The following is a 16,608-nucleotide window of genomic DNA, read 5'->3' as shown; positions in this document are numbered from 1 at the left end:
ATTGATATTTCATTTTACCATAAAGATTATGGCAAACAAAATAAGTATACGGTCTGCTACATATTGCGAAAGAAAAAAGCACAATGCTAAATATCAATTTATGAGTTAGGATTCTCAAGGTTCCATTGGAATTGGTTGGAGTTTTCTGAAAAATTCAGACAACTGTTATACTTTTTATAACAATGCGACAAAAGATCAGCTAGATGCGCATTACAATCACTGTTGTATGATACGATTTCAGAAAATACAGCACTAAGTCATTGTCGGTGATTCACATCACTGCTTTTGCATCGGCCAAATAATAAATACATACCATCTGCATTCTGTTCTACATCCTAACCCACGGTATATACAACACATTATTTAATGAACCCTTCTCTCCCTTGTAAGTTAATCAGTCCCCAAAGAACAGACACCACAGAAACAGCTACAATTATTAGTCTGTTTTGAAATAACATAGTCTGAAACACTGACTCACTAATATTAGTAGGTGTTAGAAACGGATTTAGAAAAACATTCCATTTAGAAACCCCCATGAATCCATGCAAAAACCAAAGAGCCAGGCCAACAATAACCATCACCACGGCTGTACCATTACCATTTTTCACCATGGTACTAAATAAAAAGCCCAGTGTACCAAATAATATAAGCACAGTCATCAGTTGCACACCCATCTCAAGCACAGGTAACTCAACTAATAGGTAATTATTAAGAAAAGCCAATATGGTTACTACAACAAATACCATGACAAATATGATGGACAGGCGCACTAACCAGACCTTATAACGATAGTTAGGTATACCAAAAAGTATTTCTAAAATTCTTGCATCCTCGTCATTTTGTATACCAAAAGCAGTGGGAAAAAAAATCAACAATATACCTGGAAATATCAATTGATAATAAACATCTTCCACGGAAATCATATCACCCGAGAACAAAGCTATGCCCGTAAAAAGAAGGTAAAAAATAAGTGATGCCCCTAAAAAATAGACAAAACGATTGCCGAATATAATTTTTAAGTTGTATTTAATGATGTGGATTATGTTCTTCATAAAATAATTATCAAGTGTTTTGTATTCAGTTATATGAATCACAAAACTATTCAAGAATTAATACTAAAAATCTTTATTGACATCAGTCAATCATTCTCGCTTTACTTTCCGAGATGCTCCTTTAAGAGGCGATTCAACTCTTCCAATTTTCCCAGAGGTACCTCGCTCAATGTTTTAACAAAATCGACCTCATTTGCAGGTTTTTTCAAATCATTCATGGGATGTTTTTCAGACAACTCAGTATTAGGATCCGGCATCCATTCCATAAAATCATTGGGGGTACAGCGCAGTAATAAACATAATTTCTCAAGCTCTTTTAAGTCCAGGCGTTTAATATTATTGTTTTTCACCTTGGTGGCAAAGTTCACCGAAAAGCCTGCTTTACGAAGGTAAGCATGTGGCTTTTCAATACCCCGAGCCCTAAATATTCTTCTAAAGTTATATTTTAACATAGTCATTTATCATTGAAAATGCATAAAAACAAATCAAATAAAGCACCTTATCATTTACTCACTTCATTTCTTAATAACCAAAGGTACGAGTCTTCCAGGCTTGAGTTGACAAGTTCTGCATCCGCAACAGGTTTTTCTGAAGCCAAAACCCTAACCCGAACAGTTTTACCAGTACCAATATGATGAACCACCTGATACTTACTATTTACCTGTTCAAAGGCATCAGTAGGCACTTCGAAGGTCCATACTCTACCCTCAGTTATTTGTGACAACTCCGAAGGTTTACCCCAATATTTGAGTTCACCTTTTTTCATGACAGCCACTTGGTTACACGAACTGGAAATATCTTCGATAATATGTGTAGAGAAAATAACAATTCTGTCACGGCTCAATTCCACCAGCAGATTCCGGAAACGTATCCTCTCCCTAGGGTCTAATCCAGCAGTAGGCTCATCCACTACCAAGATACGTGGTAGATGAAGCATTATCTGAGCTATTCCAATACGTTGTTTCATTCCTCCTGAAAAAGAACCAATGGGATTATCTTTTCTGTCCCACATATGCACCGCCTTTAAAACATACTCTACTCTTTGGTATCTCTCCTCTTTTTTACGAAGTCCTTTGAGTAAAGCCATATAATCCAAAAATTCAAACGAAGTCATATTTTCATAAGACCCGAATTCTTGTGGAAGATAGCCGATCAGACCTTGTAATTCTTCCCTGTAACGAAGGGAGTCCATTCCATTTACGAATATCTTACCATAACTTTGATCAAGTATACCGCAAATGATACGCATGATTGTTGTTTTACCTGCTCCATTGGGTCCCAAAAGACCAATCATACCACTTTGCATAGTTAAGGTAAGACCTTTCAATGCTTTAAAAGGTTGTTTTTGTTTTCCTATTACAGGAATAGAACGTACAAAAATATACCACGTCCTACGGACTCCTGCAAAACGACCTTTCAATCGCTCCACATTAATATTCTCAGACTGTATTTTTTTACCTGTCACATAAATATAAATACCCAAATACCACAGAGATGCCCATACGATAGCAGAAGCCATACTGTCGAATTTGACAACAAACAAAGCCAATGATATAACAGGATAAATCCATAATATTATTTTATAAATCACGCTACGCTCTGAAAACCAACGTTTAAATACGTCTTTTTTATCGGGCCATTGTCTGAGATAAGCTGTATAGGATAGAAAAATAAAATAACTAACAAAGGCGAAAATAAAGTTCCATAAAGAAGTCTCCAAATAAAACCAGGTCATCCAAACCAGAAAACCCAATAAGGGTATTTGCCATATTATACCTTCCTTATAACTTTTTATTCCCTGCATAGCCTGTTCTCGAGCTCCATAAAGCTTAGCCGTTTTCCATTCTCGCATAAATCTATTACTACGGTCATATACTTTCACGACACTCTGTAAACGAATGGTAATAGGCTCATCGGGTTTAATCAATTGGGTATTGGCTTGTCGCAAGCTGGTAAGAGCAAAATACAGAACAGCAGGTACACCCACCAGGCAGGCAAAATACTCAACCAGCATCCAAATAAAAGCATGATTTAGCACCAGATGAATTAGCAGGACTCCTCCGATCCAGGAAGTAAAGATGACCAATTTATATGTGACATTTAAGGAACGGATCCAATCCAAGGCCGTTTCCAAACCAAAACTAAAAGTTGGAATAAAAACCAGGGTCAACAAAGTACTAACCAAGAGTCCTCCCACAACGGTGATCGCAAAGGGTGCACCCAAACTACCCACATATTCTGATTTTCCCATTGCCAAAGGTAACATCGCAATAATGGTGGTAGCTGCAGTAATAAGGATGGGTCGTACCCGGGAAATTCCAGCTTGCAACAATGCACGCGAATGTCGCATCCCTCTTTTTCGCAAAATATTGGCATAATCGATTAAAATAATACCATTGTTGACCACGATACCCAATAAAATAAGAAAGCCAATGAGTGTATTAAGGTTAAGCCATGAATTCCCTGTAAAAATAAGTCCTAAAAAAGAACCAATAGCAGCCAAAGGAATGGAAAATAACATCACAAAGGGTGTCACAAACGATTCAAAGACAGAGGCCAGAATCATTAATATCAAAACAAAGGCCATTCCTATCAAGAAGTAAAATTCTTGAAACTGATCTTCTTCATGTATAACCTCCAGAGCAGTTCCTGAAGGTAGGTTAACCTCTGCCACCAAATCGTCAACATCTTGGCGTGCTTGCTCCAAAAGAGATTTTGAGTCGTTGATTTCCTGATCAAAAGAGTATCTCACAGTTATTTCTTTTTGTTGATTTACCCGCAATATTTCAGCGCGGCCACTGGCATAAATAATATCAGAAAAATCACGCAAAGCAACTAAAGCCCCTGCTTCAGAAATGATATTCAACTCTTGCAAATCATCATATGTTTTAGGAGGTAATTCCTGATCATCATAAGGATTTTCCTCCTTCATCACAATATCGTATTCTTGGTTATCTACCTTCAGCATGCCACCAGAGCGTAATTCACTTTGGAAGGTAGATAATTCGGTAAGCACATTTTGGGGTGTTACACTATACATACTCATTAAGCCTGGATCAAATTCCAAATGAACCTCAGGACGTGGAAATCCAGCACTGACACGTACAGATTTCATCTCATCCATATTATCTTCCAGTATATACTTAATATCTTCGGCCAATAAGAGCATCTTATCAAAATCCTCTCCTTTAATCACAATACTTTCCTGTTGCTGGCCTATGCCAAACATACCCATCATACTCATACCTGGATTATCTCCAAAGCCAGAACCTCCTCCGGTGGTTGTGCCTCCCTGTTCAAGATTAATTTCTGAGTCATCAAAACCATAAAGCTTAGATTGAATATCGGCCTTGATCTCTCCCAATGTACGATCTGACTCCTTCTTATAGTCCTCTTTGAGCTGAACCACCAGACTGGCTTTTTCTTCATACACCTGGCTGATGATTTTATCATGCTCAACCACATTCGCCATTCTCTTTTCCAATTCTTTTACCATCTCATCGGTAGCCTCCAATGTAGATCCAGAGGGACGTTCTATATCAATTACATACTCAGGTGTTTCAACTTCTTTACTTACCTGATAACTCACCACCAGACTAATAAATATGGTTAAAAAGAAGCCCAGTACAGCGATATTAATAGTACGTGCAGGCAGGCGAAGTGCATTTTTTAGCAATACCAAATAAGATTGAATCATGCGGTTATGTAAAGGCAAACGTCTCAATCGTTTCTGAACGTTTGATTTACCATACCAAAGAATACTGTGCGTCATCATAGGCACCAAGGTCAAGGCCACAGCCAAGGATATGATTAAAGTACCCACTATGGAAACACTAATATTTTTGGCTACCATTTTAAACATTATATTCGATGAGAACACAAAAGGAAGAAAAACAGTAATGGTAGTCAGTGTAGCAGCTAAAATGGCTCTCCAAACCTCACGGGTTCCCATAATAACAGCCTTGTCTCTGTCTTTTTCGGTGGATGCCACCCGGTAGATATTCTCCATCACCACAATACTATTATCAATAAGCATCCCTACTGCTAGTGCAATACCTATTAAAGTTAAAGTATTGATGGTGATATCAAATGCATAAAAAATATTAAAAGCCGAAAATACAGATATGGGAATAGAGAGCATTACCAAAGATACCAGCGGAATATTTTTCAGGAATATCCATAGTATAAAAACGGCCAGGATGCTTCCTATCAGTGCCAGGTCAATAATTTGGGAGATATTCTCCTCCATGGTTTCCGCTGTGTTGGAGGTGATAGAAATCTCAACTCCTTCAGATTTGAGCTGCTCATTTAATGCTTCCACCTGTTTCTTCACCCTGGCCGAGAGCTCAATTTGATTCACGGTTGATTCTCTGGCCATACGAATCGTAACCGCCTCTTTGGCATTTACTCTACTATAGGATGTTTGCTCTTTCACCCCAAATACAATTTCAGCTATATCTTTTAATAAGATGGGGCCATCAGCAGCAATAACTACATTCTCCAAATCTTGTATATCATTGTACTCTCCTTCAACATTTACAAACAGATACTGATTATCATCCACCACTCTACCGGCAAACGTTTTCTCACCTTCGTTATTAAGTATTTTTTTACGTACTTCGGAAGTGGTTATACCCAGTGCTTCCAGTTTATCTTTATTCAAGGTAATCTCTACTGTTTTTTCTCTACCTCCGTACACTTCTATACCTGCAACTCCATCAACACTTTCCAGTTTATCACTGATACGCTCGTCGGTAATAGAGCGCACCCTATCCACATCACCCTCACCCAGCACCTGCAACTGCATAAACTGATTGGTTATTTGCTGCATATCCACTTTAATAACAGTGGCTCTAAAGTCCTCTGGCAATAAACTTTGCGAAGCACTCACCTTTTCTGCCAATTTTAAATAAGCATATTTAAAATCAACATCCTTACTTAAATAAACAATAATGGTACCCCGTCCCGGATTAATACGAGACTCCATTTTTTCGATGCCCTCAAGTGTTCCCACAACACCTTCCATAGGTATTACAACCTCCTGTTCCACATATACAGGATCAGATTCTGTTTCTCCTACAATCTGAACATACAAAACGGGAAATTCCGTATCGGGGTATAGCTCTACCGATAAGTGGTTGTACGACACAATCCCTAACATGGAGAGTGCAATAAACAACATGCTTATCAATACTTTTCTTTTTATTATAAAGTTCATGTCTCAGTCAGCTGTATTCAGTTAGCAGTGATCAGTTAACTATTGATTTGTAAAATATTTATTCGAATGCTGTAAGCTATATGTCATTTTTTAATAAACAATATAGCATTGGTTTAATCGTTTTATATGCGAGAATTTATGACTTTCCCGAGGCCTTTTTATCATCTCCTCATTACATAGAACAAACGCCCCTCCTTCTTCCTTTTTTTTCACATCCACAAGGATCATTTCTGTGTTATCTCTGCAGAGATGAATGTCAGGAGATGTCATTTTTATGTATTTTTCTTTTTAAACAATCCATCAAAGATGTAATACACGCAAGGTATTACCAGCAAGGTTAAAAGCGTTGATGTTACCAACCCTCCTATGACTGCAATAGCCATGGATGAACGAATAGCAGAGCTTTCTCCAAAGCCAATTGTCAACGGCAACAATCCTAAGATGGTGGTTAAACTAGTCATAATAATAGGGCGCAAACGATTATTAGCTGCAGTAATCACCGCATCCTTGAGCTTTGCACCTTCTTTTTTCAGCTGATTAATGGCATCCACCAGTATAATAGAATCATTTACCGCAATACCTGCCAGCATAACCAGTCCAATGTAAGCCATAATATTCAATGACTTACCCAATATTAAGAAAGCTGCAATGGCTCCTACTCCTGCCAAAGGTATCGTCAGCAAAATGGTAAAAGGATGAATCAATGACTCAAACTGAGAAGCCATCACCATATACACCAATATAACGGATAACAACAAGGCAAATGAAAGACTGCTAAAAGATTCCCTTCGCATCATCTCATCACCTTTTATTTGGTATCTATATCCAGTGGGCATGTCAATTTCCGACAAAACACTTTCAATCCTCAGCGCCAATTTATCCACAGGAATATTCCCTTTCATATGAGCAGATATTCGTCCCACACGGTTTTGGTTATTACGAATCACTTCCTTAGGTGACGAACCTATGCTGATGCGAGCAAGTTCGCTAAGTCGATAAGACTCATCACCATTTTCAATCACAAAATTATTCAGATCTTTCAATTCATAATCGGGCATTTTTAGCGTGATATCTGTTAGTTCCCCCTCACTTTCAATGCTTCCAGCATCCTTACCCATCAAAAACTCTTGTAACTGCGTGATAATAGAAGAAGCTGTAATATTAAAAATACCCGCTCGATACCGATCAATAACCACATTTACTTCCGGCACACCTTCCTCAAAAGAACTTTTTACATTATATAATTCTTCCTCATTTATTAGGCTTTCATATACCTGATCTGTCAGTTTATCCAACACATCCAAATCATCACCAATCAACTCAACGATAATGGGTGCAGAATCATTACCTAAAATCTCACCCAAAGCAGTTTCGTCCTGTATATATTCCAGTTCCAGACCAGAGATTCCAGAAAACAAATTATTTAAAATAGGAATAAAATCATCCGTTGAATAAGGAGTATCCTCGTTTAATATAATCTTTATAAAACCAGTATTTTCACCTTCAAAAACACTTTTATCAGTTCCCGACAAATCTGTTTGAGGTCCGGAATGTGCATAAACATGTGCCCAATGCCCATTCAGTCCTTCTCTTATCATCTCTTCCATGGAGTGCATGGTAGAAGCGGTCCTTTCCAGACCTGCTCCCGCAGGCAAGGTCACTTCAATAGAAAACTCACGTGTTTTAGCCTGGGGCATAAATTCGCTTCCTACCAATGAAATAGAAAAATAACTTAGGACCACCAATACAGTCGCGCCCAATATCACCCAATATCTATGATCGATCATTCCGCTTAAAAAGCGTGAATAACGAGGATATGTTTTATGCTGCAATTTAATTTTATCAGGACGTCTGCCCAGCAATAATACACTTAGTATAGGGATAATTAAAAGAGCCACAAATAAAGAAGAAAGAAGAGAAAAAGCAACCGTCCATGCCTGATCTTTAAATAATTCACCCGAAGCGCCATGCAAATAAACGATGGGAAGAAAAACAACGATGGTAGTTAAGGTAGAGGCCACGAGAGCGCCTCCCACTTTGGCGGTTCCTTCAACAGCGGCTTCACGCAATGACCTACCTTTTTCGAGCAGACTAAAAATATTCTCCACCACAATTATAGCATTATCCACCAACATACCAGCTCCCAGGGCCAGTCCCCCAAGTGTCATTATATTTAATGTTAATCCATTGAAGTACATTAAATTAAATGTTGCAATAATAGAGATAGGGATGGCGGCACTCACCACCAGTGTTGTTCCAATTCTGCGAAGGAATAAAAACAGTACCAAAACAGCAAACACAACACCAATCAGGGCACTGTCTTTGACCTCACCGATGGCATCGTTGATAAACTTACCCTGATTTTTGATAATAGTAATTTCATAGCCAGGTAAGGCCTTTTTCACCTTCTCAAAACCTTCATTAAGAGCATCAACAGCCGCAACCGTATTATATTTTGTTTCTTTATAAATAGATAATCCGATACAACGTTTACCATCCAAACGAACAATATTTAGCGGATCCTGATTTTTATAGGAAACCGTTGCCACATCTTTCAACAACAAAGGCACTTCTTTAGACTGACCACTTTCGTCACTCACCAAAGTTTGTCCCACAACCAGGTTACCCAAATCCTGTGGTGATTGATAAATACTTACACCCTTGATAATATATTTTTGTCCCAGATCTTCAATGGAACCTCCGGAAACATTTCGGTTATAATTTTCAATTTTGGTAACGATCGTAGAAGAGCTAATGTTATGCGACTCCAAGATATAAGGATCTGTTTCGATAAGGATCTCTTTGGTTTCATCCCCAGATAAACGTACATCAGCAATACCATCCACTCTAATAAGCTCGTTTCGGATATAATTTTGGGCTACTTTTCTCAATTCGTCCATATCAGTAATATCCGGGTTTGAAACGGCGGCAAGCATCACAGGTGAAGCATTGGGATCGTTTCGGTAGATATTCAATTCTTCGATATCTTCGTCCTGGCTATAACTGGTCAACGCCTTTTGTAAATCCAAAAAGGCCTCGTCCATGTCCTGATCCCAATTATACTCAACGGTAATTTGAGCAGATCCTACTTTGCTCAATGAACCCACATTGGTCACTCCACTTTGTCGAATGATTGTACCTTCCATGGGTTCTATAAATTGTTTCTCGATTTCTTCCGGAGGACGTTCTCCCGCCTCAATTTCAACCACAATACGTGGATTATTCAAGTCAGGAAACAAATCCGTTCCTAAACGAGAAAAGGATATAAATCCCAATAATACGATGCCTAGAACGATCATGGCTACCGTAACGGGATAATTAACAGAAAACTGTGCAAGCTTTTTCATTAAACAGATATTAGCTGAACGACAAAAAGACTCATATGAAGTGAGAATATACTATTTCGTCATTTAATTTTATTAACTTATTTATTAAGCACCTTAATCTTAGAACGATCTTTCAGCGTTTCAAAGCCTTTGATAATTAATCGATCTTCTGGTTTTAATCCATCCAGAACCTCTACTCTTCCGTTATTTTCCATGCCGGTATTTATTTTAACTTCTCTGGCTGTTTCTCCGCGTGTAACAAACACCGCTTTGCCATCAGTTCTGACCACAATAGCGTCTTTGGATATAACCACCACACTATCTTTTTTATCCACAATTATATCGGCTTTCACAAACATGCCTGGACGAAGTTTAGCCTCCCTATTATCAATGACTAACCTTCCTTTAAAAGTTCTGGAATCCACATCAATCGCCGGAGATATTTCACTGAGCATCCCTATAATGGTATCTTCAGGTAAAGCATAATTGGTGATCCATGCTTTTTGTTTGAGCGACACCTTGGTAATTTGACTTTCAGGTAACATTAAATCCATCACCATCTCCTTATAACTCATCAGCTGCAAAACATCTTCACCTTGTTCTATTTCAACCCCTTGCGAGAAATAGGGCAAATCGGTTATAACCCCATCAAAAGGAGCGGTCACTTTCATTTTATTCAATTGTATAATGGCATTTTCGTAGGTTTTTTTGGCTGTTACCAGCTGTTTTTCACCAGTCACTAATTCACGTAAGGTTACACCTCCTTTTTCGTACAAAGCTTTTTGCTTTTCATATTCCATCTCCGAAATATCCAAATCTATTTTCGCACCTTCCAGGTTAACCTCATTCTCGTACTCCAGGTCTTTAATTTTAATAATTATCTCTCCTTTTTTTATCTGATCACCCATTTTATAATACTCACCAGTACGCGGATTCACTTGTAAGTAATATTCTCCGGATGCCTCACTGGTCACCGTGGTTTCATACTCCGACATAATGGTTCCTGTAGCAGTAAACACCTCCTGAATATTATCTAGTTTTACTTCTTCCACCGTAACCGGAATGGCAATATCAGCTGAGAATTTATTTTGTTGGTCGTTGCAGGCCATCATGACTAGGCCTAAAAATGCTATTGGAATATACTTATTAAACATAGTTATAGAATTATTTCTTTGTGAATTGAGGTGTTACAGGAACATTATTTTCGAAATCGTACATACTTTGAATTTTCATATTCAGCAGCTCCAATTTGTAGCTAATAATAGAATTGGTGAGTTGGTTCTTTTTGCTTGTTAGCTGATTTTGCACCAAATTCAAATCCATACTTGTTAAATCGCCATTTTTATATTTTTCAAGATTTATCTCATAGGTCAACTGTGCATTTTCCAAGTTTTTACGGGCTATCTCTATTTGACGTAAATTATTTTCCAGACTTCTAAATACTTGTCGTATCGTCAACTTAATATCGATCTCTTCATCTCTCAAATCATTGTGTTTCATTTCCAAAGCAGCTTGTGCAGCTTTAAGGCGTGCTTTCTTCTCACCCCAATCCCACAGTGGAATGGTTAATCCTACCGATATATTTTGACTATTGGTAGGATCTTCAAATACATTATGTACATCTTCATTTTCGCCAAACAAACCAAACTTCAAAGTCAGGTCACCTTTAAACTCATTTAATGCATTTGTTCTAATTAAATCAAACTGTCCGTTTTCAATAGCTATTTCACGTTGTCTAAGCTCCATTCTATTTGTCAATCCGTGTTGGATGGCAGCATCAAGTTCCACATCAACAGGTACCACAGATATATCAGCCAATACCATAATCTCTTCTTCCAGATCAATCCCCAACATCTGCTTAAAATTATCTTTGTCATTTTCAAAGGTCACCTCATTGTCTTTCATCGTAGACTCGCTGGTCATTAAATCTAGTTCTGCCTGATACAGCTCTTCTTTGGCTGTTAATCCACCTTCCACTTTATTTTTAATAATCTCATAACTTTGTTTACGATTTTCGTACTCTTCGCGCGAGATATTAAGTGCCATTTGCGACTGATAAACCTTATAAAAAGATTGTGTCACAGAATTTTCTACACTTAACTCTTGCAACGCATAACTCATTGCTGCATTTTCATAGCTCAACTCCAACTCCTGCAGTTCAACTTTGGTTCTATTGTAGGTAAAAAGAGGCTGTTCCAATGTTAAATCCAAACTATTGCTAAATCCTTTTAATCCACCCCCCGAAGCAAAACCACTTGTACTTGAATTGTCTCGGTACTGCAGGGTATTATTTAATGACAATACACCATCTGTCCATAAAATAGGCTGTGATATATTTAAATTACCTAGGCTACTATAACTTTCCACAGTATACCATTCCGAGAACTGATCACTAAACAATCGCTCATGGGTATAGTCCAACGGATTTACATTTAAACTAAAATTAGATTTCAGGGCAGCCCGCTGGGCCTTCAGGTTTTCTTCGCTTTGCGTTAGCGACAATCTAGAAGACTGAATAAGCGGACTTGATTTCATAGCTTGCTCGATAGCTTGTTGCAATGAGAGTATCCGTTGCGAAAAGATTCCTGAAGCACAAAGCAATCCGGATAATACAAGCGTTATTCTAAGTTTGTTGTGGCACATATAATTTAAGTTGTAATTTTTTAAAGTTTAACCCATTTAACAGCATCGGCAATCACCACTCTTTTGGTTGTTTTATCAGATAATTCAACGATGGCCTCCCCTTCCGAAAAATAATATTCTCCAAGGAACGCCCATTCTGATTCATCCTGATCAATAGGCACTTCTACCAAATCCTCACCATCATCATGGTGTACCGTAAAGATATAGCTTGCATCCTTAGGATCACGACCACGGAAATTACCCAATCGTTGAGAAGGGATCATCGCATAAACATTATACCGTCCTGTAACATCCAGTTTTGCCTTAAACTGGGCGACAGCATTTCCATCCCCTGCTTTTTTATAATATACAGATTTGGTAAACTCACCAAAAGACATAGAATTTAACACTGGTGTCCATCTGGTGGCCGGACGATAAAAAGATAATGTTTTGTATTCTGAACCATTTTCAACATTTTCTTCATCCTGCATTGTGAGGATGACCTCTTTAAGCGTTTTTCTGCCCGATGTATTCACTACCGAAAACCCTTCATCTTCGTTATCCACTATCGTTTCGTTGGCTTGAATAATTGATACCTCTTTATCCAAGGGCATTTTACCCACATGCGCCTGAAAACCAACCGGAGCTTCTTTAAAATCAGCCACTGGAAAACGAGTATCCGAGGGAACATTTTTGGACAGGTAAGTATGGATAGACATCATGCGTGGCGCATTGTCTACAACAATACCTATTCTTACATTCTCTCCTTTTTCAATCAGGTAAATTTCCTCAAAGCTAGTGGACATTCCTCTACGACCTCCACCGCCTCTGCCTCCTCTGCCGCCTCTACCTCCCTGTAAAGAGGCTTTTATAATGCCGTTCGTTTCACCTTTATTGGCCACTTCTATACTTACATAATATCTTTTTCTATTACCATCAATAAATTCATAAGCTTGACTTTTTCCAAACAAAAAAGAAGGTAATTCCACATTGGCATTGGTATTGATAGTACTTTCGGCTCCATCATCTCCTGTAATCAACTTATTAACTGACGCTTGCCCTATAAGTTGCATTTGGTGTGTCCTTAGCAAACTATCTATATAAATACTAAAATTATCTACTCCAACTCTGGATTGAGCTATGGCAAACTGATTATTCCCGACTGTAACCATTATATCAGCAATACTAATTTCCAAGTCTTCCTTATCTGCCAATTCTTTTAAACTTCCCTTGTTTTTATTTAAGAATAAGATAGATTTATCGGTAGAACTCATCCTACCGAAACGACCATTAGAATCATGCACCCGATTCAGCATATATGATTCCAAACACATATTTAAAAAAGGAAGATCATCTTCATTTAAGCTATACACATAATTATAATACAAAGGAAAAACAGAATAAGCACTCCAGCTATCTAAGGTTCTTCCCACATTGCTTTCGCTCCTAAAAAAACGTCTCCCCTGAACAGGTTGAGCAAAAGTATTTCCGATTAAGTTCATAAAAACATTTGTTTCCATTTCCTTATCCAATAGCTCTTTATTATCGCGCTTGGCTCTTTGCTGCTCGCTCTGAACCCTACTGGATAAGTTAAAGTCTCTTATTCCTGCTCCCACTTCGGGTACAAATATCATTTCTGGTTGTGTATTGTCATTACTTATAGACCAACCTCTAAAATGTGCATAAAAATGTAAGGGAATTTCTACCAGCGACAATCGTTTATAAGGATATTTCACCCCTAACTTTCTTTCGTAATCTTGTTTTATTTCCTGAATTAGTGAAGGTAGGGTATCTCCTAAATTTTCAAAATACTTTTCAAAGAAGAAGCCATCATTACGCACCGAAACAGCAAATTGAACACTATCTACTTCCACTGATTTGGTAAGATAAGGACCTCCAATCAGGCTGACTTTAGTATAGGGTTTATCTCCCTTAAAATAGGTCCACCCGTCTTTTTCCGTTTTTTTTCCCTGCGATATAAAATGAAGCCCGCTGGATGATTTTATCTTCAAGTTATAAGTGAAGAATTTTTGTATTCTGAAAGCATTTCGTTCAGCGACTACCGGATACCAGAAACTCTCTTTGGTTAATAATAAATAACCGGAGGTTGAAAAGCAACTTTTTTTACCGGCGACCAATGGATCATAGCGATGCAGACCTTCTCGTTCCTCTCTACTTAAGTCGAAATAAGCCAACTTATCATTGGGTGTGCCACTAAAGGAAACTTTAAGCGAAAATATTTTTTCTGGTGTTTTTATACCATGAACATATAAAAAATTTAATTTCTGAGAAAAGCTTGCTTGGCTCCCATTAACCAAAACTTCATTTACTTTAAGTCCATTATTAAAGAAAAACTGTAATTGTTTAATAACTTTATTTTGAGCTGTATTAACTACATTAAAAGAGACATCTCCGGTTATTTTGTTTCCTTGATGTGCTAATACTATATCATAATTAGAGATTTCATAACCAGCATTAATCGGAAGTGCTTTTTCTTGTTGTGCCTGCTGTTCTATTAATGATTCATTATGCACATTTTGAATCACGTGATAAGCAAAACCTGAAAGCGCTAATAGCATAATAATAATAGCAGGAAATATCATTACTTTACTACCCAGCTTAGTCTGGGATAAACGAGGCAACTTAAAAATTGTTAACAGAATAAATGAAAGGCCCATTAAAAAATAGCCTCCCCTAATTAAAACTAACTGAGAAATGTTTGTAAAACCAACATACGATGAATAGGCCAAGGGAGTATTAAAGGTGATAAAGTCCCACACTCCAAAATGCTTCCCTTTGAGATAAAAAATAGTAGTGGCAATATACCCCAATACCAATATAAATGTAACTGCCTGATTTCTCACTAATTGCATAACAAAAAAAGACAATCCAAGGATAAACATTAAAGTTGGAAAGGAAATAATTAGAGGATACATAACATAGGTCACGATGTCAAATCCAGCATCGGGGCTTACGAAATTAATAACAAAAGTAATGGCCAGCACAAGCAAATTCAGTCCGCCGAAAACCGAGAGAATACCCAGTGTTTTACCTGCAACATACTGAAAATTAGACATATTCCTCACATATATAACTTCAGTTGTGTCTAGTTTTTTATCCCTACTTAAAAAGTCGGCCGAAAGAAATACGGCAATAATAGCCTGTACAATATTCAGGACCCATAAATTCATATATGGTAATCCTCCAACCATCATTCTATCAGGCCAATTAGCATTGCCTATTTCTGTAGCAGCACCGATATTAAAAGCTAACAATAGGCCAACAGCTATCAGCGAGAAAATTCTAAAAAACCAACTTCGTAATAATGTTTTGACTTCGAAACGAGCAACTGTAAATAATGGCTTATGCATTTCTATTCATTTTTCTTTGATTTACTATGTTAACGATTCACTTTTAGCACATGACATATGCATTCATACCCCCAACTATGGCTGCATGATTTTCTCCTGTCCTGCCACATACTCCATAAAATAAACATAAGCATGTTCCAAGTTTGGTTCAATGGACAAACCTTCAAAATCGTCTGAATTTGGAGCGATCAACTCCACCTCATAACCTTTCGCATCAGGAATTGTCGTAATCACTGGATATTTTTGTTTAAACTCTTCCATCAAGTCAAAATTCACATGTGTCCGCCAAACCTTTCCTCTGGACATTTCTAAAAACTGATTGGGGCTACCTTTGAAACCTATTTTACCTTCATTAAGTAGTGCCATCTGTGTACATGTACTGGATATATCTCCCACAATATGCGTGGATAATATAATGATAACATCTCTTTGACTGAGGTCGGTCAGTATATTTCTAAAACGAATACGTTCTTCTGGATCAAGTCCGGTGGTAGGTTCATCCACTATCACCATTTTAGGATCACCCACAATGGCTTGCGCAATACCCAACCTACGTTTCATCCCACCTGAAAGCTTATTGGCATAACGATTGCGAACTTCATATAAACCCACTTGTTCCAGTAGTTTCTCCACTTCGTTTCTTCTCTCTTTTCGGCTAGTAATACCTGCTAAAGAAGCGGCGTAATCTAAAAACTCATAGGTTTTTAACTTAGCAAAAAAACGAAAATCCTGCGGTAGGTACCCAATCATTGACCTTACCTCTTTTCTATTTTTACTCAGTGGCATACCATTCACCATGATTTCACCAGTGGAAGGGCTCAACAAAGTAACCAGAATTTTCATTAAGGTAGACTTTCCCGCACCGTTAGGTCCCAGTAAACCGAACATTCCTGGTTCAATATTCAAGTTAACATCAGTAAGCGCCTGATAGTTATTACCATATACTTTGTTCAGATTTTGAATAGATATATTCAATGTAGATATTTTTAACGTTATATGATTATGACTAAATATAGATA

8 protein-coding genes are annotated in these 16,608 nt (G+C 37.7%); all 8 read right to left on the bottom strand.

The window, feature by feature from the left end; genetic code table 11:
• Positions 1–359: 359 nt before the first annotated feature.
• A complete protein-coding gene (locus CYTFE_RS0106040; protein ID WP_027471077.1) occupies positions 360–1,052 on the bottom strand; it encodes a hypothetical protein in 693 nt (230 codons plus the stop codon).
• Between the two features lie 101 nt (positions 1,053–1,153).
• On the bottom strand, positions 1,154–1,504 hold the full coding sequence (locus CYTFE_RS25240; RefSeq protein ID WP_044212288.1) for a helix-turn-helix domain-containing protein: 351 nt from the start codon (positions 1,502–1,504) through the stop codon (positions 1,154–1,156).
• Between the two features lie 50 nt (positions 1,505–1,554).
• Positions 1,555–6,270: an efflux RND transporter permease subunit gene (locus CYTFE_RS0106030; protein WP_027471076.1), complete on the bottom strand. Its 4,716-nt coding sequence runs from the start codon at positions 6,268–6,270 to the stop codon at positions 1,555–1,557.
• A gap of 272 nt (positions 6,271–6,542) precedes the next feature.
• Positions 6,543–9,617, bottom strand: coding sequence for an efflux RND transporter permease subunit (locus tag CYTFE_RS0106020; protein WP_027471074.1), 3,075 nt, complete (start codon positions 9,615–9,617; stop codon positions 6,543–6,545).
• A 77-nt stretch (positions 9,618–9,694) separates the two neighbouring features.
• On the bottom strand, positions 9,695–10,750 hold the full coding sequence (locus CYTFE_RS0106015; protein ID WP_027471073.1) for an efflux RND transporter periplasmic adaptor subunit: 1,056 nt from the start codon (positions 10,748–10,750) through the stop codon (positions 9,695–9,697).
• Positions 10,751–10,760: 10 nt separating this feature from the next.
• Positions 10,761–12,239 (bottom strand): TolC family protein, encoded by a 1,479-nt coding sequence (locus tag CYTFE_RS0106010; protein ID WP_027471072.1) that lies wholly within the window; start codon positions 12,237–12,239, stop codon positions 10,761–10,763.
• Positions 12,240–12,259: 20 nt separating this feature from the next.
• Positions 12,260–15,589 carry a golvesin C-terminal-like domain-containing protein gene (locus CYTFE_RS0106005; RefSeq protein WP_027471071.1) on the bottom strand — a complete coding sequence of 1,110 codons (3,330 nt, stop codon included), beginning with the start codon at positions 15,587–15,589 and terminating at the stop codon, positions 12,260–12,262.
• A gap of 75 nt (positions 15,590–15,664) precedes the next feature.
• On the bottom strand, positions 15,665–16,564 hold the full coding sequence (locus CYTFE_RS0106000) for an ABC transporter ATP-binding protein (protein WP_027471070.1): 900 nt from the start codon (positions 16,562–16,564) through the stop codon (positions 15,665–15,667).
• Positions 16,565–16,608: the final 44 nt, after the last annotated feature.

This window comes from Saccharicrinis fermentans DSM 9555 = JCM 21142 (assembly GCF_000517085.1).
In the GTDB taxonomy this organism is placed as follows: Bacteria; Bacteroidota; Bacteroidia; order Bacteroidales; family Marinilabiliaceae; genus Saccharicrinis; species Saccharicrinis fermentans.
The sequence above is the reverse complement of the archived record's forward strand: the minus strand, read 5'-3'. Positions and strand labels throughout refer to the sequence as shown.